This window comes from Nocardia sp. NPDC052254, from assembly GCF_040679495.1.
In the GTDB taxonomy this organism is placed as follows: Bacteria; Actinomycetota; Actinomycetes; order Mycobacteriales; family Mycobacteriaceae; genus Nocardia.
On record NZ_JBFAUW010000005.1, the window covers coordinates 446,302 to 468,341 of the forward strand.

Genomic DNA, 22,040 nt, shown 5'->3' on the forward strand with positions numbered 1-22,040 from the left:
CAGAGGGAACAGCGACATGTGCACGTCTCCAGAGGGGCCGCCGTGGCGATCGCGTTGCCCGGTCCAGCGCATTCGGAACATCGACAACAGGACATCGTGGGTCTGCGCGTTCCCGCCGATGCGGAAGCTTGAACTTCTTCCCGTCACGGATATCCCGGAGGACCGTGCCAAAGGCGGCGGTCCCTTGGTGGTTGTCGCGCCGATGTCGTGGTCGCCGAGGTGTGGGTCAGGCCCTGGACGGCGGCGCGGAGGCATCGGGACCGGTGGTGGCCAGACGCGACCAAGGGTGTGAACCACGCGGGGAAACACCGAACTCCCATCGGTCTCCCGCCTGCGCGGGTGAGGTGTCGGCGACCTGCTGAATCGGGGCACCCGAACCGGGCCCGGCGGTTGTGCCGGTGTCGGAAGCCTGATCCGGGCTCGTTCCCGATCCATCGGTCGAGGTCGCCTCCGGGACCGACGACTGATCCGGGCTCGGGGCCGAACCGTCGGTCGAGGTCGTGCCCGGGGCCGAGCCCTGGTTCGGAGTCGACTCCGAACCATCGCCTCGAGCCTGTCCCTGATCACCTGATGTCTGGTCCTGGTTCGTACCGTCGCCGGGGCTCGAGCCGTCATCGGTGCCGGGCGTCGAACCGTCACCCGGAGCCGACTCCGAACCTGGCGTTGTATCCGCCTCCGAATCCGAGGGCTTGTCACCGTCCGGTTTCTTGTCCGCGTCCGCGCCGTCCGGCTTGTCCGAGCCGGGCTTCGAGTCATCGCCCGTGCCCGAGCCGTCCTCCGAGTCGGTACCGGTCCCGTCCTCCGGCTTCTTGTCCGGATCGGAATCCTTGTCCGACTCCGGATCGGCGCCCTCGCCCGAGTCGGCTCCCGTGCCATCGGCGGGTGCTTCTCCCGTGCCGTCACTCGGCTGTGTGCCATCCACCGCCGGCGGCGGTGCCGCAGGCGGCGCCTGTGCCACGCCGCCATCGTCGTAACCCGCGTCCGAGTAGTCGTCGGAGCCCGTTCCGGAGCCCAACATCGACATCATCATCATCGCGGCGCCGAGCATCCCACCCATACCGCCCGTCGGGTCGGCACTCGCGCCGGAACCGCCGACGAGACCATCGAGCCCCGATCCGGTCTGCTGGGACGGATTCTGCTGCGACGGAATCTGCTGGCCGCCCGAGCCGAGATCATTGGGAACATCGGAGGACGAGCTGTCATCCGGCTGCGCCCCGGATCCCGTCGGATCCAGCGATGTCGGCGACGACGTGCTGTCGTCTATCGGCGAAATCGACTGGCTGGGGGTCAGTGAACTCGGCGTCAACGAACTCGACGGAGTCTGCGATGGCAGACCGGGTGTATTCACGGACGGCAAATTCGGTATCACCGGATCGGGTGTGGTCGTGGACGAGTCCGTCGGAGCCGGGGTCACCGCCGGTGTCTTCTCCTTCGGTGTCGTGCTCTTGTCCGGTGTGTTTGTGTCGTCCGAACCGCCCCCGTCATCGGAGCTGTCGTCGGAGCCGCCCCCGAAGGGGAACCATTTCTGCGAGTACGCATATCCGCCGGCCGCCAGCACACCGAGCGCGATCAGGCCCTTGTGCTTCTTGACCTTGCCCCAGTCGAATTTCTTCTTGGGGTCCTTCTTGTCGCCGTCATTCTTGCCGTTGTCGGATTCGTTCTTGGTCTTCGTGTCCTTATCGCCCTTGCCCGAGCCGTCCTTGTCCGTATCTTTTTCCCCGTGCAGCTTCTTCTGAACCCCTCCTAACTCTCCATCTTTCTCCTTCACCTCTTCCTGTTTATCCGCTAACTGCTGTTCCTTTGACTTCAGCTCCCCATCCAGCGGCTTCTCTTTTTCCAGCTGTTCCCTTCTTAATTTGTTCATTGCCTCCAGGTCGTCCGGTTTTTCCCCGACCAGCTTTTCTATTTCCTTTATGTGTTCGGCATCTTGCGATGCCTTTCTGCCTTTCAGCTCTTGCACCTCACGAGCCAGGGCGTCCCGCTCCTTTTCCAGCTTCGCCTTTTCCGCCTCCAAACTCTTCTGCTGCCGTTCGAGCGCCGCCTGCGACTCGCCATCGCTGGGCTTCGCAGCTCCGGCCTCACCATCACCCTTGGGCGCGGCCCCCTCACCGTCCCCCTTGGGCGCGGCCGCCCCATCAGGCGCACCTGCTCCCGTTCCATCACCACTCTTTGGAGGCTCCCCCATTGGTGGTGGTGTCGCCCTCGGCGTCCCATTACTCGGATCGCGAGGAAGTTCTGATCCCGGCTCAGGCGTTTTATCCGGATCCGGATTTGATTTCGCTTCCCCGTCTGGTTCCCCCTGCAGCTCGTTCTGAAGCTCGTCCAACTCCTTTTGCTTCGCCTCCAGCTTTCCGTGTATATCATCCAACTGCTGTTTTATGGCCTGCAGATCCTTTTCCCGCGGAATCATCTTTTCCGCGTGTTTCGCTTTTAAATCCTCCAATCCACTTTCGTTGCCCGGATTATCCTTCGAAAATTTCGACAAATTTATTTCATTTTCTGCATCCTTCACTGCGTTGTCGTTGCGCAGGAGCTCATAGTCACGGTCCAGGCGTAACCGCTGTCGCCTCAGATCAGCCTGTTCCGCCTTCAAATTCTCAACCCGCTGTTCCGGCGTACTCGGCCGCTCCGGCGAACCCGCCTCGTCGGGCCCCTTCGTGCCACTGCTTCCGTCGGGGTTCCCCCCCTCCGCATCACCGGACTTGGCAGTCCCGGGCGGCTCTTCTTCTCGAGGCCGTTGTCCCGAATTGCGCTGACTCTCACGAAGATTCCGCTCCGCGTCACACAGTGCATCGTTCCTGGCGTTCAGATCGTCATCCGTGTCGTAGAGCTTGTCTTTTTTGTCGGCCAGGTCCGCCTGCCTGTCCTCCAGCGCCTTTTTCTCCTCCAGCAGATGCTCTCTCGACGGCTTCCCGTTGTGCTCCGCGGTCGCCCCCGGACGATCTGTCTCCTCCAAAGCCTGCTTGTTCCTAGCGATATCCGCGTTCAGCTCCTCCGATTCGGCTTGATGCGCCGAGAGCTTCTCCCGGTACTGCTCCCACTCGCCGTCCAGCTGTTTTCTCGCTGCGCCGAGATCCTCACTCAGCCTCTGCTCCTTGGCACTCAGCGCATCGTTCCTGGCCCTCAGTTCGCGGCCCTCGTCGTACAGCCTGTCGGCTTTGGTGACCCACTTTTTATCCCTGTCCTGCAGCTCTTTCCGCTGCTCCGGATTCAGTTCCGATTGTCCAGCTGCCGCTTCGTCGTGATCCAACTGGTCCCCGGCCGCGCGGTGCTTTTCCACCGCCTTCCGGTTGTCCGCCTGTTCGCGATCGAGTTGCCGACGCTCTTCCTGGAGCTCCTCCTGCCGCTTCGCGAACGTTTCATCGGCCTTGCCGGATGGCTGGGCCGGTTCCCGTTCCTCGCTCGGTTGACGAGCGGCCGGTTCCTCCGGACCGGTCGGTTGCCTATCAGGCTTCGCTTCCCCGGGCTCAGTCCCATCAGGCTTGGCAGGCTGGGCCGGATCGGTAGCCTCACCCTCACCGGCAACCTTCACGGGCTGCTGACTCGCGCCCGGTGCGGTGTCATCACCTTCTCCCGTACGCGGCCGCAGCGGCTCCCACTCGCGCACTGGCCTGGCCGCACCGGTTTCCGCGGCGGCCGGCCCACCGGGCTTCGACTCCGCCGCTCCAGCCGCTGGTTTCGCGGGACCCGTACCTGCCTGTCCGGCACCGGATTCCGATGCACGCGGACTCGACGCACGCTCCCCGGTCCCAGATCCCGGGTTTTGCTGCCCACCGCTGGGAGCACGATCCCCACTGGCCGACGCCGCACCCGGCGGCACGACCTGTCCCGACGAAGCCTCACCACCCGAACCCGCGGGCCGAGCGGCAGTGGAGGTCTGCGCGGCTCCCGGGTCGTTCGGGCCCGCAGTCTCTTCGACCTTCGGAGTACCTGATCCCTCCTCGGCCGTCCGAGTCACCGGCCCCTCACCAGGTGGGGTTGTCTCGGCGGGCTTTGCCGCCGCCGGCGGCGCGGGCTCGGCTGCTCCTTGGTCCGTGGCGGTGTCGGTCGCGCCGGCTCTATTGGGGTGCGGCGTCTCGGTGGTCTGGGCCTTGCCGATATCCTCAGCGCCGGGCCCACTCCCCGGGTTGCCCGGCTCACCGGTCGAAGCGCCGTCACCAACCAGGGGCTGGCCTGCCGAATCGCCCTGGGTCTGGCCTCCACTCCACACTGTCGGATCGGGCGAACCGAGCACGTCCTTCTCAGGCGGTCCCCACACCGACACGTTCTCAGGCGGTCCGTACACCGACTCCTTATCGCGCGGACCCCACACCGACGAATCACTCGAACCGTCCGTGGCGTCTGCTCCCTGCCTCGGCGGCGATGGGTTCGTCTCAGGGCCGGTCCCATTTCCCGGCGGAGTCGGCGAACTCTCCGGTGAGCCGGATGCGGAATCTCCCGAACCACCCGTCGGCGGTCTGGGCGCTTGGCTCGAAGACGGTCCTTCTGTCGATCCGCCGCCCGGGCGGTGGGAGCCTCCGGTCCCGCTCGATCCGGTGCCACTCGACGAGCTCGAATCCGACTGCCCCCCAACAGGGCTCGCCGGCCGGGGCGCCGTATCCGGCTTCGGAGTCGGCTCCGACGGCCCTCGAGGTGAATCCGAGTTCATCCTCGGACCGTCCGGAGCGGCGCCGTCGGCCGCGCCCTTTCCCTCTGCGACCGCGCCTACGAGGACGGGCTCCTGGGTTTGGGAAACCACATTCGATGCGTCGACGGGCACGGGCTCGGGCGAGGTCTTGGGCGAGAAATTCTCCGGAACCCGCAGGGGGACATCGGAAGAATTCACCGGGATGGAGTCGATGGCACGCTCCGACGGGAACAGGCCGGGGGTCGACTCCGTCAACTTGATGCCGCTGCGGTTTTCCGGCAGGTTCGTCGACGATGGCAGTTTCACATCCGGCGAATTCACCGGCCCGGATACCTCCGCCAGCGCCTTCGACGACAGCCCCTTCGCATCGACCGCCTTCGAGACAGGCACGTCCGCCGAGACAGACCGGCTCGGCATCGTGGGATGCGCCGCACTCGCCCCCGGCGCCGGATGGGCGAGCCCCGCGGGCAACGCTCCGGCGATACCACCGAACAACCCCGTGGTGATCGCGGCCTTCAGTTCTTCGCCGGTCGGCATGTGCCCGCCGTTGAGCATGGCCTGCAAACCGACGCCGGCACCAGCGCCGGCGATACCGGAAGTACCACCTAACAAGGCCACCCGCACGATGTGATCCGCGATCTTCGGATTCGCGCCGGCGGATCGACCGATACTTCGGTTCATCCATGGCGCGACCTTGTACGCGACCCCGGCACCGACAGCGCCGCTGCCCGCGCCGACAAGTACCGACGACAGGATGTTCCCCACCTCGTAGTGGTCCCATTTCCCAGTACTCACAAGATATGTTTGCGCGATGACGTCGGTGGCGCCCATGCCCAACCCACCCATCACCGCGCCGCGCCCGACAATCCGCGCCAACGGCCATGCGGCCCGCTGCGTCGTTGCCTGGCCGCCCACCTTCCGCAGCAAGTTGCCGAGCCCCCGGACCGCTGCCTTCCATCCTGCTTCGGTCCGCGCCCGGTCCGCGGCCGCTTTGGCGACGCCCGTGGGGCCGCCGAGTGCGAGTTCAGCAGTGATCATTATCAGCAGCACGGCGGCGCCGGATACGATCATCGCATTCGTGTAATCCACGTTGTAGCGCGTCGACACCAGCTGCCCGGACAACGACAGGGCATGTTCGGATGAATTTCGCAGATATTGAGCCGTCTGCGCATTTGCAGGGGCCCTCGAATCGGCAACGGCTCCGGAAAGCGCCTCTTGTTCGGCTGCCGAGTTCTTATCGAAACGCGCTGCCGCGTTCTTACACTCGGCAGCGCATTTCATCAGGACGTCATTTACTCGATCACCGTTCTCGACTTTGTAGTCGGGAGAGTGACCGAGAATCGAGCCGACCAGCCAATCCGGAAATTCACCGGGTATCTTCAGCGGGTCCATGAGAGCGACCCTGCCGAGAAGCTACCGGACTCGACCGGCACAGCAAACGCGCCGGTCATCACGAGGTGCGTGTCCGGCATAGAACGATGGTCGCGCACATCTCCGTCACCCCGGCCGACTCGCGAGGTCTTTCGAACTGTACCGCTCGGCGGTTTCCACGAGCAGCCGTTGCAGGACCTGAGCCGGCGCACTGGCTTCCCCCATTCTCATCTGCACCTCGACGAAGGCGTCGGCCAGCGCCATGCCCGGTTCGAACCTGCCGCCCCGGAGCCCATGTTCACGCAATTGACCGCGCCACCGGCGATAGTCACCGACGATGGCGCCGACCGGGATTTCGAACCGATTGTCGCCACGTTCGGAAAGATATTCCGAAATCAATCTCCGCTGCGATATCGAATGTGCACGCAGACCTCCCGTGATATCGAGGACGCGACCGAGTTCCCGCGCAATGGTGAAATACACCGGCCGGTCCTCGCATTCAGCCGCTACCTGCCCTGCGAGCAGGCCGACATCCTTCGCGACAGCGATATTCAGGGTCATACGCGCGACACCAGGGACCACATCCCGCTCGCCCAGGTCGCCGACCCGGTCCAGGCCGATGGGCTCGGCCCCGCAATCTGCGATCGCGAATTCGGGCAGTACGAGGTACGGATGCGCGGTGAGGACATCGTCGAGGGCGCTCGCGATTTCGCGAAGCGTATCGAGTTCGATGCCCGGAGTTTCGAATCCGACGACTCGCAGACCGTGCCGCTCCTCGAGGATGGCGGCCAGCTCACGAGCCTCGTCCGGGGAGGCGAGCCTGCGGCTGTCCGGCTTCTCGTCGCGTTGGGCACGAATCGGCGCCGCCGACACCGGTTTCCGGATGTTCGGGCCGTGCGGGGCTTTCGACCCCGGCGCATTCGGCCGGCCCCCGTGCCCGCCACCGGGCCGGGTGGAGGGTGCCGACACTTTGCCCGGTGCGGCGGGAGCGGACGAACCGGTGCCACGTGGGCTCCGCGACCACGGCGTATCCGCTCGTTGCGCCGCGGCGGGCTTATCGGCCGCCTTCGAGGTCTGGTTCTCCGCGGCCCCGCGCGGCGCCGGGCGCTTGGCGTCGGATGCCTGCACACCGGATGCCGGTTGCGAACCACCGGCAGCGGGGACGGACGCATCGGACGAACTGTCGCCGGCGGTTGCCGGCGCCGCATCGGACGCGGCGGGATTCGGCGTAGCAGCCGAGGGTTTCGTTCCGAGCGGATCCGCCCCCTCCGGCCCGGCGCCGGCGACAATGCCGGGAGCAACCGATACATCCGGCGGGGTACCGGGCACCGACGATCGAGCCGGATCGCCCGGCTGCCCGGCGGATACCCGATCGGCGGCCGCAGCCGGAGCGATCGGTGCGGACGCACCGGTATTCGAGCGAAAGTCATTATCGGACAATGCATTACGCGTGATTCTCTTACCTGCAGAATCCGCGGCCTCGAGGTTGGAGAGCACTCCTTCGAGCGCCTTTCCCTGCCCGGACAGCAACGTCAGCATTTGTTTCAAGCTGTCCATCAAGGCATGTGAGTCGGGCACATAGGTCTCGGCGAAGGCACGACCGGTCTGGTCGTCACCCCAGAAATTGCCTTCCTCGGCCATCACGGCCCGAAGTTCGTCGTAGGCGCGGCGCACACTGTCGGCGATCGAATCGTATTCCCGCGCGACCTCGCGCAGCCGATCCTCGTCGACCCGCAGCTCCTGCCCCATTCCGCGACCACCTCACTCGGTTGCCGACGATTCTCCGGTCTCCAGGCAGATTTCCTAGTGATGGGAATGATCGCGATGGCGACGCGCGATAATCACACCCGGAGTCCGGATATCGCCGGCCGCATGAGGAACGGAGCGAGAGTGGGCAGTGCGATATCGACATCGGCCGCCACGATCCGACGCCCCCGCGGCCCCCTCGAAGATGTTGCCCGGTAATGGATCCACTGATCCCCGACGACAACGAACTCAAGGCCCACGCCCGCATGGAGATCAACAGCCTCCTGGACGCCTACGACGACCAGATGCGCAGCGTCGCACAAATCCGCGACCAACTCCACACCCTCCGAATCCAGGCACGATCCGTCGACGGAACCATCGAAGCAACCGTCGACTCGGCGGGCGTCGTCACAGAAATCCAGCTCAAACCCGCCGCCCTACGCAACAAACCCGACAAACTCGCCCAAATGCTCACCGAAGTCATCCGCGAAGCAGCAACACACGCCGAAAGATACGCCGCACAAACCGTCGAACCCCTCAACGAAATCGTCGGCCGACTACCAGACCTCCCCGATCTACTCCCCGGCGCCCCGAGCCTGCGAGACCCCTTCCCAATCGACCGCGAAGACGACGCACCGTCGCCCTGAGCTGGATCATTCGCCGCACGGCCGGTCAGGTCGTGGACGGCAGCGAAGAATCCGGGCCGGTAGTGGACAGTCGCGACCAAGGGTGCGCACCGCGTGGGGAGGCACCGAACCGCCAGCGATCCCCGGGCCGAGCGGGTGAGGTGTCGGCGACCGACTGAGTTGTAGTCGTCGAGCTTGGGTCCGCCTGCGAATCGGAAGCCGGGCCCGGCTGCTGATCCGACGGGGCAGCACCGCCGTCGGCGGCCTGGTTCGCGCCGTCTGCCGGGTCGGCATCCTGGTTCGATCCCTGTTCCGGAGCCGGAATCGAACCGTCCGGGTTCGGAGCCGAACTCGCATCATGGGTCTGCCCCGGGGCGGCGTCGGTACCGGCCCCTGGCCCCGAAGCCGATTCCTCGCCGGGCTCGGTGCCCGCCCCCGCGTCGGGGCCCGAGGCTCCCTCCGAGGCCGGTTCGGATCCGTCACCCGCATCGGGTCCAGCCTCGTTGTCCGCTGCGGGCCCCTCGTTCGCATCCGTGCTGGAACCGTCTTCTTTGTTCTCGTCCGCACCGTCTTCGTTCGAATCCTGTTTCGAGTCGTCGCCCGGGGCCCCGGGGTCCTTGTCCGACTCCGCACCGGAATCCTTGTCCCCCTCCGGATCACCACCCTCACCTTCGCCCTCGGCAGGCGCAGCACCCGGCTGCGCACCGTCACCCTGCGGCGGCGCGGGTGCCGCCTGTGCCACGGCGTTGTCGTCATAGCCCAGATCCGGATCGTCTTGCGGCTGCATCGCACCCATCATCGACATCATGGCCATGGCATTCGCGGCGGAGCCGATCAAACCTCCGATTCCTCCCGACTGGTCCGAACCCATCCCGGCACCGCCGACGACACCACCGAGACCTGATCCTTGCTGCTGAGCCGGAACCTGTTGGTTGTCGATCGGCTGCGCACCGGGTCCCGTCGGATCCACCGGCGTCGGCACGGTCGGTGGCGAGTTGTGATCCGGCAGAGTATTTGCCGGGTTCGGAGTCACCGGAGTCGGCGTCACGCTGCTCGGCGGAAGATACGGCGTGGCACTCGACGGCGCACTCGGCGTCACCGGAGTCGGTGTGACCGGAGTCGGTGTGACCGTCGGGTCCGGCGAAGCCGGGGTCACCGACGGCGCCTTCTCCTTCGGTGCCGGATTCGGTTCCGGCCCTGCGTCATCGGAGTCGCTCCCGCCGGCACTGTCCTCGGAGCCGCCCCCGAAGGGGAACCAGTTCTGCGAGTAGGCATATCCGCCGGCTGCCAGCACACCCAGCGCGATGAGCCCCTTCTTTTTCTTGAGCTTGCTCCAATCGAACTTCTTTTCGGGGGCCTTCTTGTCGCCGTCTTTCTTGTCGCCGTCTTTCTTGTCGCCGTCCTTGTTGTCGCCGTCCTTGTTGTCACCGTCTTTCTTGTCGGCGTCCTTCTGCTCGCCGTCCTCCTTGTCAGGCGGGTCCTTCTTGCCATTGTCGGACTCGTTCCTGCTCTCCTGGTCCTTGCCGTCCTTGCCCCCGTTCGTGCCGTCGTCGGACGTGTTCTCGGACTTCTTCGCCTGACCATCACCGTCTTTGCCCGACCCAGCATCGTCGACCTTGGCCGTCCCCGCCGACGGCTCCTCGGTCCCACCGGTGCGTCCGCCGCCAACACCGGCCGACGGCGAATCCGTCCCACCGGAGCCTGCCTCTCCTGCACCAGAATCCGGTGGAGCTGTGGCGGGCCGCCGGCCCGTGGGCGGTGTTTCGCTCGCCCCCTCGGGACCCGCCGGTTTCGCACTCGACCTTCCATCCGGGTCACCGGACTTCGCCGCACTGCTCTGCTGCGCCGGGGCCGGATCACCGGTTTTGCCGGGCGGTGGGGTCGCGCTCTGCCCATCCTCCTGCCGACCAGCGGAACCGTTGTGGGGCCGGCCTGCCCCTTCATTGTTTCCGGTACCGGACTCCTGCGCCGATTTCGCCTCAGGCGGGCCGTCCGGCTTCCTCGACATTGCCGATGCCGCAGGAGATTCCGCATTCAGCCGGTTTTCCGTCCGGTAGTGCTCCAGTCCCCTACGGACATACGCGACGGCTTCGTCGGCATCCCCGCCATTGCGCCGATTGGCTTGCACGGCGTAATCGATCGCGTCCACCACCTGCGACTCGGTAACCCCCGGAGGCAACTCGGGCAGCGGATTCCGGGCCAGATATTCCGCGCCGGCCTCACTTTTGAGTGAGATTCCCTTATCCATCAATTCATTCAGATGGCCGCGGTATCTCTCGCCCAGCGATGCCGGATCATCGGCCCCCTGGCGAGGGGGCGGCGACTCACCCGAATCGCCTTCTCGGCTCTGCTGCTGCCCGTTCGGCTCCGGACCGACGGCCTGCTTCGGGGCAGCCTCCTGCATACCTCCGCTCTCCAGCGCACCACCGGTTCGATTCTCACCGGCAGCTGCGGTACTGCCTGCACGCGCGTTCGGCGCGGGTCCACCGGCTTGCGGACTGCTGGTACCACGCGAGGAGCCGTCGAAATTGATGTTGTGGTTTTCCAGGCGGATTGCGACGTTGCCGATGAAATCGTTGACATCTCCACCACTGAGCCTGGTAACTCGCATGGCGTCATTGATCGCGGTCACCGCACGGCCTGTCGGAAACCCTTCGGCGGGGAAGCCGAATCTCGCCGCGAGGGTCGCGGTATCGGGCCCTCGCTGAGCGAACGGCCCCGAATCCCAGATCATTCGCAGCAAGTGGCCGTGCTCCCGCTTCAACGCCACCACCGCGGGGTTCAGCGGCTCACCGGGCCCCGTTTCATCACCACGCCCGGTCTCCGGCGCGGCGCCGTCGGCGTTGCGATCGACGGCCCCGTCCGGTGCCGCTTCGCCCTTGCCCGTACTCGCGTGTGCGGCCTCGCCCGATCCGGCAGTCTGGTTCTCACTTCCGGTGCGCGCGGCTTCCCCACCCGGTCCGGGCCTGTTGGTGCCGTGTGCGGCCTGGTCGCCCGGACTGCCTGTCGACGCGGGAGGTGTTGCCTTCTCGTCGGCAGACTGGGCCGGAGCCCGGGGCGCCGGCTCGGTGACCGGCTTGACCGCGCCCGGTTCACCCGTGGGGGTGCCGGGCGGGCGGGCGGCACTTCCGGTGCCCGAATTCTGTTGGCCACCAGGCGAAGCGCTCTCACCAGCCGCTTGCGGCTCGGCTCCGGTACGTCCTGCACCGGTCTCGCCCGCGCCGGCTCGACCAGGGTGCGGCGTCTCGACAGTCTGGCCCTTGGGAATGTCGGCCCCGGCGGCCCCACTTCCCGAACCAGGCTCCGCACCGGACCTGAACACGAGTTTGTCCCCGGGCATGACCGCAGACGAATTCATCTGCCCGGGCGGGATCTTCGCGCCGAACTTGCCCCCCTCCGCGGGCTTGGACACCAGCTGGTCCCCCGCCGTCACCCCAGAAGAATTCATCTGCTCGGGCGGAGTCTCCGCACCGGACCTGCCCCCCGCACGGGGCTTGTACCCCAGCATCGGTGGCGCCGACTCCGACGGTGGCGCAACGACTCTGCGCCCTTCCGGCGCCGACACCTGGCCGGGGCGAGCCGTGGCCGTCCCCGGACGAGCGAGCGCGACGGGTAGCGCTCCCGCCACACCACCGAAGAATCCGGTCGTCAACGCCGCTTCGAGTTCATCGCCCGTGGGCACGTGACCGGTGAGCAACCCCTGCAAGAGCACTCCCGCACCGGAACCGGCGACACCGGAACCGGCGCCGAGGAACGCTGCCTTCGTCACCTGCCGCACCACGGGATTCACGGCGGCGGACCGGCTGAGTGAGCGGTCCATCCATGGCGCGGCCTTGTACGCGATCACCGAGCCGACGGCGCCGCTGCCCGCGCCGACGACGATCGACCGCACGATGTTGCCCACCTCGTAGTGGTCCCATTTCCCGCTGCCGACCATGTACACCTGTGCGGCAATGTCGGTGAGGCCCATATTCGCGGCCCCCATCAAGGCACCGTGTCCGGCAAGCCGCATCAGCGGCGACGCGGCCCGCTCTGTCGTAGCCCTGCCACCCACACCCTTCACCAGATTGCAGAGTCCCCGGACCATGGCCTTCCATGCGGTTTCGGTCCGCGCCCGATCGGCCGCCGCTTTGACAACCCCTGGCCCGCCGAGTGCGAGATCCACGACGATCGTCGCCAGCAGTACCCCGCCGCCGGCTATTATCAGCGCGTTCGTGTAATCGACATTGTCCTGCGTCGACTGCAGCTGCCCGGACAGCGACAGGGCATGCGCGGACGAATTTCGCAGGTATTTCGAAGTCTGCGTGTTCGTGGACGCTCTGGACTCGGCAATCACTCCGGAAATTGCGTCTTTTTCAGCCGCCGCGTTCTTGTCGATGCATTCCGCCGCTCTCGCACATTCGGTGGCGTATTTCACGAGGGCATCGTTGACTCGACTACTTTTCTCCACGATGTAGTCGGGCTTGTGGCCGAGGATCGATCCGACCAGCCAATCCGGAAATTCAGCGGGTATCTGCTGTGGGTTCACGACGCATGTCCGATCGAGCGCTCGCCGGAATCGAGCGGCGCCACGACGACGCCCCGGTCACACCCTGGGTGCGACCGGCGCGGGACGGCATTCGCGGACGTACCGGTCACTCCGGGCGCCGCGTAACGACTTTCGGACTGTAACGCTGCGCGGTTTCCACGAGCAGCCGTTGCAGGACCTGCGCCGGCGCACCGGCTTCCTCCGTTCCCATCTGCACTTCGGCGAACGCGTCGGCCAGCGCCATACCTGGATCGAACCGGCCGCCGGGCAGTCCGTATTCACCCAATCGACCGCGCCACCGGCGATAGTCACCGACGATGGCGCCGACCGGAATACCGAATCGACTGTCACCACGTTCGGAAAGATATTCCGCAATCAATCTCCGCTGCGATATCGAATGCGCACGCAGCCCTCCGGTGATATCCAGGACGTGCCCGAGTTCGCGCGCGATGGTGAAATACAACGGCCGGTTCTCGAAGTCCACTCCCGTCTGCCTCGCCAGCAGACCGACATCCTTCGCGGCAGCGGCATTCAGGGTCATTCGCACGACGCCCGGGACCGCTTCCCGCTCGCTCCGAACGGCGGACCGGTCCAGGCTCGTGATCCGCACTCCGCAATCGCCGATCGCGAATTCGGGCAATACGAGGTAGGGATGCGCGGTGAGGACATCGTCGAGCGCGCGCACGATCTCGCGGAGAGTGTCGAGTTCGATTCCCGGAGTGTCGAATCCGAGGACTCGCAGACCGTGCCGGTCCTCGAGGAGCTCGGCCAGCCGGCGAGCCTCGTCCGGAGCGGCGAGCCTGCGCTTGTCCGGTTTCTCCTCGCGTCGAGCGGCAGCCGGCGTCGCCGGTTTCCGAATGTTCGGGCCGTGCGGCGCTTTCGTCCCAGGCGAGTTCGGCCGTGGCCCACGACCGTCGCCCGGCCGGGTGGACGGTGCCGACACGGTGCCGGGGGCCGGGGAAGCGGGCGAACCGGATCCACGCGCACCGCGTGCCCACGGTGTATCCGAGCGCTGCGCCCCGGCTGCCTTTTCGGTTGCCTTCGGAGACTTGTTCTCCGAGGTTCCGCGTACCGGCGATCCCTTGGAATTCGATGGCGGCACAACGGATGTGGGCCGCGAACCATTGACGGGCGGGGTCGCGGCATCCGAAGATTCGCTACCCGGGGTGTCCGGCGCCGCACCGGACGCACCATTCGTGGGCTCGGCACCGAGCCGATCCGGAAGCGTCGTCCGGGTGCGCTGGTCCGAGTCGGCATCGGATGCCGATACCCCGTCCGGGCGGGCGGCCGTCGAACGGGACGGGTCGCCGACCTGCCCGGCGGATGCCGGCTCCGGAACTGCTTGCGTCTGCTCGGAGTCCAACGAATCACGAATGCCGGCCCGGCCGAACGAGTCCGTGGCCTGAAGGTCGGCGAGCACTCCTTCGAGCGCCTTTCCCTGTCCGGCCAGCAACGTCAGCATGTCCTTCGTGCTCTCCACCAGGGAACGCGAGTCGGGCACATAGGTTTCGGCGAAGGCACGACCGGTCTGGTCGTCACCCCAGAAATTGCCTTCCTCGGCCATCACGGCCCGAAGTTCGTCATATGCCGCCTGGACACTGTGGGCGATGGTGTCGTATTCCCGCGCGACCGCACGGAGCCGATCCTCGTCGACTCGTAGCTCCTGGCCCAATACAACCACCTCACTCGGTTGCCGACGATTCTCCGGTCTTCATGCAGATTTCCTGATGATGGGAATGATCACGACGGCGGAACGCGATAATCGCGTCCGCCCCGGAATACCGTGGTACGCGAGAGGAACGGAGTGACCATGAGCAGTGCGATATCGACATCGGCCGCCACGATCCGACGCCCCCGCGGCCCCCTCGAAGATGTTGCCCGGTAATGGATCCACTGATCCCCGACGACAACGAACTCAAGGCCCACGCCCGCATGGAGATCAACAGCCTCCTGGACGCCTACGACGACCAGATGCGCAGCGTCGCACAAATCCGCGACCAACTCCACACCCTCCGAATCCAGGCACGATCCGTCGACGGAACCATCGAAGCAACCGTCGACTCGGCGGGCGTCGTCACAGAAATCCAGCTCAAACCCGCCGCCCTACGCAACAAACCCGACAAACTCGCCCAAATGCTCACCGAAGTCATCCGCGAAGCAGCAACACACGCCGAAAGATACGCCGCACAAACCGTCGAACCCCTCAACGAAATCGTCGGCCGACTACCAGACCTCCCCGATCTACTCCCCGGCGCCCCGAGCCTGCGAGACCCCTTCCCAATCGACCGCGAAGACGACGCACCGTCATGAGCCGGGCATACCGGCCGCGGCGGAGGATCCTGCCGGACGGTAGCTTGGACTCGGAAACATATCCGGCCACACCAGAGCCCGGTGTCCGTCCGCAGTCGGCCGCTCGGCGGGCGTCCGCGGGTGCTCTGAGGCTTCCGTAGCCCGGACCTCGGCCGCCCAGAAGAAATTCGGTACGAACGCACCACCCGGATCGACAAGCGCTGCGAATCGACAAGGAGTGATCGACGTGACCGTATGGACCCCTCAGCAGCTCGACACCATCGCCCGGGTCGACGAGATCGACATATCCTCGACCCGACCGGACGGCACCCTGTCCACACCGCGCGTCATCTGGGCCGTCCGCGACGGCGACGAGGTCTACATCCGATCAGTCAATGGGCCCGCCGCCGCCTGGTACCGGTCCACCCGCCCCCGGCACCAGGGCCATCTGCACGCCGGGGACCTCGACGTGGATGTGTCGTTCGTCGATGTCGACGGGGAGATCAACGACCGCATCGATGCCGCCTACCGCGACAAGTATCACCGCTACGCCGTCTCGATCGTCGACTCGATCAACAGCTCGATCGCCGCGCAGACCACCATGCGCGTGCAACCGCGTTGAGGTAGGCCGTCCGCAGATCAGACTTCGAGGAGGACGATCCATGAACGCGACACCGCAACTCACCCTCAACAACGGCGTCCGGATGCCGGCGATCGGGCTCGGGGTGTATCAGAGTCCGCCCGCGGAAACCGCGGCGGCGGTCGAGGCCGCGCTACGCGCCGGCTACCGGCACGTGGACACCGCGGCGGTCTACGGCAACGAGCGCGAGGTCGGCGAGGGGATCCGGCGATCCGGCGTCGACCGGTCCGAGGTGTTCATCGAAACCAAGGTGTGGATCAGCGATTTCGGCTACGACGCCACCCTGCACGCCTTCGACAAGAGCGCCGCCAAACTCGGCGTCGACCAGATCGACCTGCTGATCCTGCACCAGGCGCTGCCCTCCCGATTCGACCTCACCGTCGACGCCTACCGCGCGCTCGAGAAGCTGCTGGCGGACGGGAAGGTCCGCGCCGTCGGCGTCAGCAACTTCATGCGCGACCATCTCGACAACCTGCTCGCGAAGACCTCGATCGTGCCCGCGGTGAACCAGATCGAGCTGCACCCCTACTTCCGGCAGCCCGATGTCGCGGCCGCGGACACCGAGCACGGAATCATCACCCAGGCCTGGTCACCGATCGGTGGCATCACCTTCTACCGCGAAGGCGTGCACACCAGCGCGCTCGAAGATCCGGTCCTCATCACGATCGCGGCCACGCACGACAAGACTCCGGCTCAGGTCATGCTGCGCTGGGGCCTGCAGCAGGGCCGGTCGGTCATCCCCAAATCCACCCATGAGCACCGCATCATCGAAAACTTCCAGGTCTTCGACTTCGAACTGAGCGCCGACGAACTCGACGTCATCGACGCCCTCGACACCGGCCGCCGAGGCGGGCCGGAGCCCGAGGCCATCACGCTGGACACTTTCGGCGTCGCCATCCCGGAGGCATGAGGGGACCGGTCGCGACGGCAGGGAACGCCGGGCGTCCACTCCAGCCCGCGCGGCTACCGGCTTCGGGGGTGGGCCGCGGCGTTCACTCGCCCGCCGGTTCGCGCTCGGCCCGCAACTCGGCGACCTCGGCGCGCAACTCGGCCACCTCTCGCTGTAGTGCCTGAATACATACCAGCGCGACGCCGCTGGCATCCACGTTGTAGATGGCCTCGTCGGTGTCGCCGAGGCCGAAGGTCGCCATCCAATCCTGAGCCATCGGACCGAGATGACGGACATCCGAGGGTTCCCATTCATAGCGCCAGGTACTGATCGGCAGCTCGGTGACCTTCGCCAGGATGTCGTATCCGTTCACCGCCTCGCCCGCCGGCGTCCGCACCCCCGGCGACTTCGGCAAAAGACGCCGAAGCCGCCGGATCGACATCAGCGGTCCCAACGGACTTCGGTGATGTCTCGCTTGATGTTGCGGTTACTTTCGATGACCGCGTTCGCGGCACCCGAATTGACAACGGCCAGCACAACTCCGGCCGCGGTGACCGAGGCGATCTGCATCGCTGTGGAGAACTTGCTCATCTCTACTCCTTTTCCTGGTGTCGATCGCCGATGAATACAGTTCGATCGACACCGTGCAGTCTCGCGGATCGCGCCACGATCACTGTCCCCAAAAATGGCCAATCGCCGGTCACCTGTCGGCGCGGGGCGCCCCGGCAGCCATCGGCAGACGCGGCGCGATCCGCGGCACACCGATTCCGCCATATTCGAGGCCGAACCGTTGGCCGAAAGTGTGTACCAACCCCCTCCTCTCCCTGCTAGCGTCCCCAGCACGCGATGGGTCGCGCTCGGTGTGGAGGTGATTGGTTTGGGCATCGGAATCGGGTCCGTTCTGCACGAGGTTCGCCGCAGGACGATCGAGGTGACCGAGGCCGTGCGGGCGCTGAATGTGCTGCGCGAGCGCGGTTTCATCGACCCGCGCAACCTGGGTGAGACGCTGCTGACCGCCAAGGAGGGCCGGGCCCTGGGGCCGCAGGCCACCATGGTGCGCCACGCCGCCCGGATGTGGCCGGACCGCCCGGCGCTGATCGATGAGCGCGGCAGCCTCACCTTCCGGGAGCTGGACGAGAACTCCACCCGGCTGGCCCACGGACTCCAATCTCTCGGCGTCACACCCGGAACCGTCATCGCCATCCTCGCCCGCGATCATCGCGGCCTGCTGCTGGCCATGGCCGCGGCGGGAAAGGCGGGCGCCCGTCTGGCCCTGATGAACACCGGATTCGCCAAGCCGCAGTTCGCGCAGGTCTGCGAGCGTGAGCAGGTCAAGGTCGTGCTGCACGACAGCGAGTTCGTCGGCCTGCTCGACGCACTGCCGCCGGAGCTGCCGCGCGTGCTCACCTGGGTCGACGAGGGCGCCGAACTGCCCCCGGGTGCGATGACCATCGAGGAACTGATCGAGGCGCATCCGCCGGCCGAACTGCCGCTGCCGAAGCAACCCGGCGGCTTCGTCATCCTCACCAGCGGCACCACCGGACTGCCGAAAGGCGCTCCGCGCGAGGCAGTTTCGCCGATCTCCTCGGCACAGATCGCGGACCGCATCCCGTTCCCGACACAGGGCACGATGCTGATCGTCTCCCCCATCTTCCACAGCACCGGCCAGGCCACCTGGCTGATCGCGACCGCCATCGGCGCGACCACGGTGATGATGCGCCGCTTCGACGCCGAGCGCACCCTGGGCCTGATTCAGCAGCATCGGGTCGACCTGGTGGTGGCCGTGCCGACCATGTTGCACCGGATGGTCGAGCTGGATCCGGCGATCCGGGAACGTTACGACCTGTCGTCGGTGCGATCGATCGTGCTGGCGGGTTCGGCCCTGTCCCCCGAACTCACCGTGCGCGCGACCGAAGCCTTCGGGCCGGTGCTCTACAACCTCTACGGCTCCACCGAATGCGCGGTGGCGACGGTCGCCCAGCCGGCGGATCTGGCCATCGCGCCGGGCACCGCCGGGCGGGCACCCATCACCTGCGAAGTGGTGCTGTTCGACGACGACGATCAGCGGGTGCGCGGCACGAATGTCAAGGGCCGCATATTCATTCGCTCCGGCGCGCCGTTCGAGGGCTACACCGACGGCCGGCACAAGCAGATCATCGACGGATACATGTCCTCCGGCGACGTCGGCCACTTCGATGAGCACGGCCTGCTGTTCGTCGACGGCCGTGACGACGACATGATCGTCTCGGGCGGCGAGAACGTCTTCCCGCAGGAGGTCGAGAATCTGCTGCTGGAGCGGGCCGACATCTTCGATGCCGCGGTGGTCGGCGTCGACGACGTCGAATTCGGTAAACGGCTGCGCGCGTTCGTCGTACCGGAGCCGGGCGCGACCCTGGATCCCGACGAGATCAAGGCCTATGTGAAGGGCACGCTGGCCCGGTACAAAGTCCCCCGCGACGTGGTGTTCCTCGACGATCTGCCGCGCAATGCCACGGGCAAGCTGCTGCGCCGGGAACTGGTGGAATACCCGGTCACATAACCGGTCACCCGACCAGTTTTCCGGTACCGTCGGTTACAGAGACGCGAACCACATTCACCCTGCCCTGCTTGCTAGGGTTAGCACGCACTGGATCTCGATGTTGCGGTCAGCCCGGCCCAGGTCAGGCGGGATCGCGGAAGGTTGTACCCATGTCAGCTGTCCTTCCGTCGGCAAGCACCACGCTTCGCAAGGTCGGAGATTTGGTCCTGGGGGCCAATACGATGCGCCGGCGCGGGCTGTTCGACCCGCTGCGGCCCGATCACGCCGTGCGCTCGGTCGTCGCGATCGGGAAGTACGGCCCATTCGCCGGCGTGGTCGTGCATTCCGCGCAGACCCGGCCGAACTCCCCGGCGATCGTCGACGAACGTGGCGAGCTGACCTTCGGCGAACTCGACCGGCAGTCGAATGCACTGGCCCGCGCGCTGAATGCACAGGGTGTCGGCGAGGGCGACGTGATCGCGGTGCTGGCCCGCGACCACCGCGGCCTGGTGCTGACGCTGCTGGCCACCGGCAAGCTCGGCGTCCGCGCGGTACTGATGAACACGGGATTCGCCAAGCCGCAGTTCGCCGATGTCGTCGCCCGCGAGAAGGTCAAGGCGCTCCTGCACGACAGCGAGTTCACCGAGCTGACGAGCGCGATCCCGGAATCGGTTCCGCGCATCCTGACCTGGTCCGACGAGTCCGACGGCGCGGATCCGTCGGTGCCGACCCTCGATTCGCTGATGGCCGGTCAGTCCACCGACGCGGTGAAACTTCCGGCGAAACCGGGCGGCATGGTCATCCTGACCAGTGGGACCACCGGCACCCCGAAGGGTGCGCCACGGGACAAGGTGAGCCCCTTCATCTCCGCGCAGCTGGTCGACCGGATTCCGGTCCCGCGTGATGGCACGATCCTGATGGCCGCACCGATCTTCCACGCCACCGGGCTGTCGCAGTTCACCATCGGCCTGGCACTCGGCAACCGAATCGTGTTCCAGCAGAGGCGGTTCGATCCCGAGCAGACTCTGGCCAACATCGAGAAATTCGGGGCCGGGGAACTGGTCGTGGTGCCGACGATGCTGCAGCGCATGCTGGATCTGCCCGCAGAGATCCTGGGCAAGTACGACATGTCCTCGCTGAACGTCATTTTCGCGGCCGGATCGGCGATCCCGCCGGATGTCGTGACCCGCGCCCTGGACTACTTCGGCGACTCCCTCTACAACGTGTACGGCTCCACCGAATGCGCCGTGATCACCGTGGCCACCCCGCCGGAGCTGCGGCACGCGCCGAACACCGCGGGCAAGTCACCGGTGGGCATCCGGATCGCACTGTACGACGACCAGCGCAAGCGGATCACCGCGCCGAATGTCACCGGCACGATCTTCATCGACAACCCGCACTCGTTCAAGGCCTACACCGACGGCCGCACCAAGGAGACCGTGGACGGCATGATGTCCAGCGGCGACGTCGGTCACTTCGACGAGCACGGCCTGCTGTTCATCGACGGTCGTGACGACGACATGATCGTCTCGGGCGGCGAGAACGTCTTCCCGCAGGAGGTCGAGCACCTCATCGCCGACCGTTCCGACGTGCAGGAGGCCGCGGTCATCGGCGTCGACGATCATCAGTTCGGAAAGCGCCTGCGCGCCTTCGTCGTGCCGGGTCCGGAGTCCAAGCGCGACGGGCAGGAGATCAAGGACTACGTCAAGGCCAACCTGGCGCGCTACAAGGTACCGCGCGAGGTGATCTTCCTCGACGAGCTGCCCCGCAACGCCACCGGCAAGCTGCTGCGCAAGCCGCTGTCGGAGATCGAGGTCCCCGGCGAGTAGTTCGCGAAATTCTTCGATCGGCCCGGGAGCAGCCTGCTCCCGGGCCGGTCGTATCGTCGGGCCACCGAGCGAAGCCCGGCCATACCCCGCCTGTTCGGAGTATGAGCCACGCCATGGGTCCGCATCGGATCCGAAGACTGCCCGCCGCGCCGACGGGGCACGAGATCACCTCTGGGACAGTGTGTTCCGCACCGACCATGCCCGCGGCGCGCACCCGTCGGTTCCACTCGGACAAGCGTTGAGCTGTCTGTGAATCAGCCGAGAAGCGTCGGCTATCATTCAGCTCGTGATTCCCCGTTCCGGCGGCCCCGCGGCCCGAGCCCAGGTTTCGGCGCGTGCGCGCCGGACCGCGGTCGCTCGGTTGCGGGGCGCGTCGGCGGGGTCGATATCGGGCGCGTTGTCGATCGCCGCGCACGGCTGGGCCGCCGGTGCGATGCCCGTGCAGTCCAGCACGTTGATGCTGCTGGTCGCGGCGTCGACCGCCGTCGGGGCCCTGGTCGCCGCCCTCGCCCCGCTGCGGACCAGCACCGCCGGTCTGGTGACGGCACTGTTCGGCGGGCAGTTGCTCGGCCATCTGGTGATGTCGGCCGATATGGCGCACATGCACGATCTGCCACTGTGGACCCCCGTGATGGTGGGCGCCCACCTGGCCGGCGCCGTCGCCGCCGCGATCGTCATTCTCGGCGCCGAGGCCGCCTACCGGATCGCCACCGCCGTGGCGCGGGTGCTGCCGGTCCTGGTCAGCACCCCCGCGGTACCCGAACCCGTCCTTCCACACGGTGCCCACCGCGATCGCGTGATCCTGCGGATCTTCCCCGCCGACACCTTCCGCACCCGTGGACCACCGCTCGCCGCGTAGCGCTGAGTCAATTCAATACCCACATCCGCACAGCCGTCGTCACCGCCGCACGCTCTCGTCGCGTGGTGAATCCAGCGCTCGGATGACCGGCCGAACACCGGTTGGCCGCGGCCACGCG

At 66.5% G+C, this 22,040-nt stretch carries 13 protein-coding genes; 7 read left to right on the forward strand and 6 right to left on the reverse strand.

Annotated elements, in window-relative coordinates:
* Positions 1 to 226 precede the first annotated feature (226 nt).
* On the reverse strand, positions 227 to 6,019 hold the full coding sequence (locus AB0L57_RS16595) for a hypothetical protein (protein WP_364962276.1): 5,793 nt from the start codon (positions 6,017 to 6,019) through the stop codon (positions 227 to 229).
* A gap of 105 nt (positions 6,020 to 6,124) precedes the next feature.
* Positions 6,125 to 7,747 carry a hypothetical protein gene (locus tag AB0L57_RS16600; RefSeq protein WP_364962279.1) on the reverse strand — a complete coding sequence of 541 codons (1,623 nt, stop codon included), beginning with the start codon at positions 7,745 to 7,747 and terminating at the stop codon, positions 6,125 to 6,127.
* 215 nt (positions 7,748 to 7,962) lie between these two features.
* Here AB0L57_RS16600 and AB0L57_RS16605 point away from each other — a divergent pair, with 215 nt between their 5' ends.
* Entirely contained in the window at positions 7,963 to 8,391 is a 429-nt protein-coding gene (locus AB0L57_RS16605) for a YbaB/EbfC family nucleoid-associated protein (protein WP_364962282.1), read from the forward strand.
* 25 nt (positions 8,392 to 8,416) lie between these two features.
* On the opposite strand, the gene AB0L57_RS16610 is transcribed toward AB0L57_RS16605, so the two are convergent.
* Positions 8,417 to 12,898, reverse strand: a complete 4,482-nt coding sequence (locus AB0L57_RS16610) for a hypothetical protein (RefSeq protein WP_364962285.1) — start codon at positions 12,896 to 12,898, stop codon at positions 8,417 to 8,419.
* Between the two features lie 106 nt (positions 12,899 to 13,004).
* Entirely contained in the window at positions 13,005 to 14,570 is a 1,566-nt protein-coding gene (locus AB0L57_RS16615) for a hypothetical protein (protein WP_364962288.1), read from the reverse strand.
* A gap of 212 nt (positions 14,571 to 14,782) precedes the next feature.
* Between AB0L57_RS16615 and AB0L57_RS16620 the strand changes: the two genes are divergently transcribed.
* The 3 genes from AB0L57_RS16620 to AB0L57_RS16630 all read left to right on the forward strand — a co-directional run bounded on the left by AB0L57_RS16620 (position 14,783) and on the right by AB0L57_RS16630 (position 16,737).
* Positions 14,783 to 15,208: a YbaB/EbfC family nucleoid-associated protein gene (locus AB0L57_RS16620; RefSeq protein ID WP_364962291.1), complete on the forward strand. Its 426-nt coding sequence runs from the start codon at positions 14,783 to 14,785 to the stop codon at positions 15,206 to 15,208.
* Positions 15,209 to 15,434: 226 nt separating this feature from the next.
* Positions 15,435 to 15,809, forward strand: coding sequence for a DUF2255 family protein (locus AB0L57_RS16625; RefSeq protein ID WP_364962295.1), 375 nt, complete (start codon positions 15,435 to 15,437; stop codon positions 15,807 to 15,809).
* A gap of 40 nt (positions 15,810 to 15,849) precedes the next feature.
* Positions 15,850 to 16,737, forward strand: coding sequence for an aldo/keto reductase (locus AB0L57_RS16630; protein WP_364962298.1), 888 nt, complete (start codon positions 15,850 to 15,852; stop codon positions 16,735 to 16,737).
* 82 nt (positions 16,738 to 16,819) lie between these two features.
* Here the strand turns inward: AB0L57_RS16630 and AB0L57_RS16635 are convergent, their stop codons facing one another.
* Together AB0L57_RS16635 and AB0L57_RS16640 are read right to left on the reverse strand one after the other, a co-directional pair.
* A complete protein-coding gene (locus AB0L57_RS16635) occupies positions 16,820 to 17,113 on the reverse strand; it encodes a tail fiber domain-containing protein (RefSeq protein ID WP_364962301.1) in 294 nt (97 codons plus the stop codon).
* Between the two features lie 44 nt (positions 17,114 to 17,157).
* The gene (locus AB0L57_RS16640) at positions 17,158 to 17,307 is read right to left on the reverse strand and encodes a hypothetical protein (protein ID WP_364962304.1); all 150 of its coding nucleotides are present in this window, start codon (positions 17,305 to 17,307) and stop codon (positions 17,158 to 17,160) included.
* A 94-nt stretch (positions 17,308 to 17,401) separates the two neighbouring features.
* Here AB0L57_RS16640 and AB0L57_RS16645 point away from each other — a divergent pair, with 94 nt between their 5' ends.
* The 3 genes from AB0L57_RS16645 to AB0L57_RS16655 all read left to right on the forward strand — a co-directional run bounded on the left by AB0L57_RS16645 (position 17,402) and on the right by AB0L57_RS16655 (position 21,922).
* Positions 17,402 to 19,255 carry an acyl-CoA synthetase gene (locus tag AB0L57_RS16645; protein WP_364962307.1) on the forward strand — a complete coding sequence of 618 codons (1,854 nt, stop codon included), beginning with the start codon at positions 17,402 to 17,404 and terminating at the stop codon, positions 19,253 to 19,255.
* A gap of 149 nt (positions 19,256 to 19,404) precedes the next feature.
* Positions 19,405 to 21,063 (forward strand): acyl-CoA synthetase, encoded by a 1,659-nt coding sequence (locus AB0L57_RS16650; protein WP_364962309.1) that lies wholly within the window; start codon positions 19,405 to 19,407, stop codon positions 21,061 to 21,063.
* A 286-nt stretch (positions 21,064 to 21,349) separates the two neighbouring features.
* A complete protein-coding gene (locus AB0L57_RS16655; protein ID WP_364962312.1) occupies positions 21,350 to 21,922 on the forward strand; it encodes a hypothetical protein in 573 nt (190 codons plus the stop codon).
* Positions 21,923 to 22,040 lie beyond the last annotated feature (118 nt).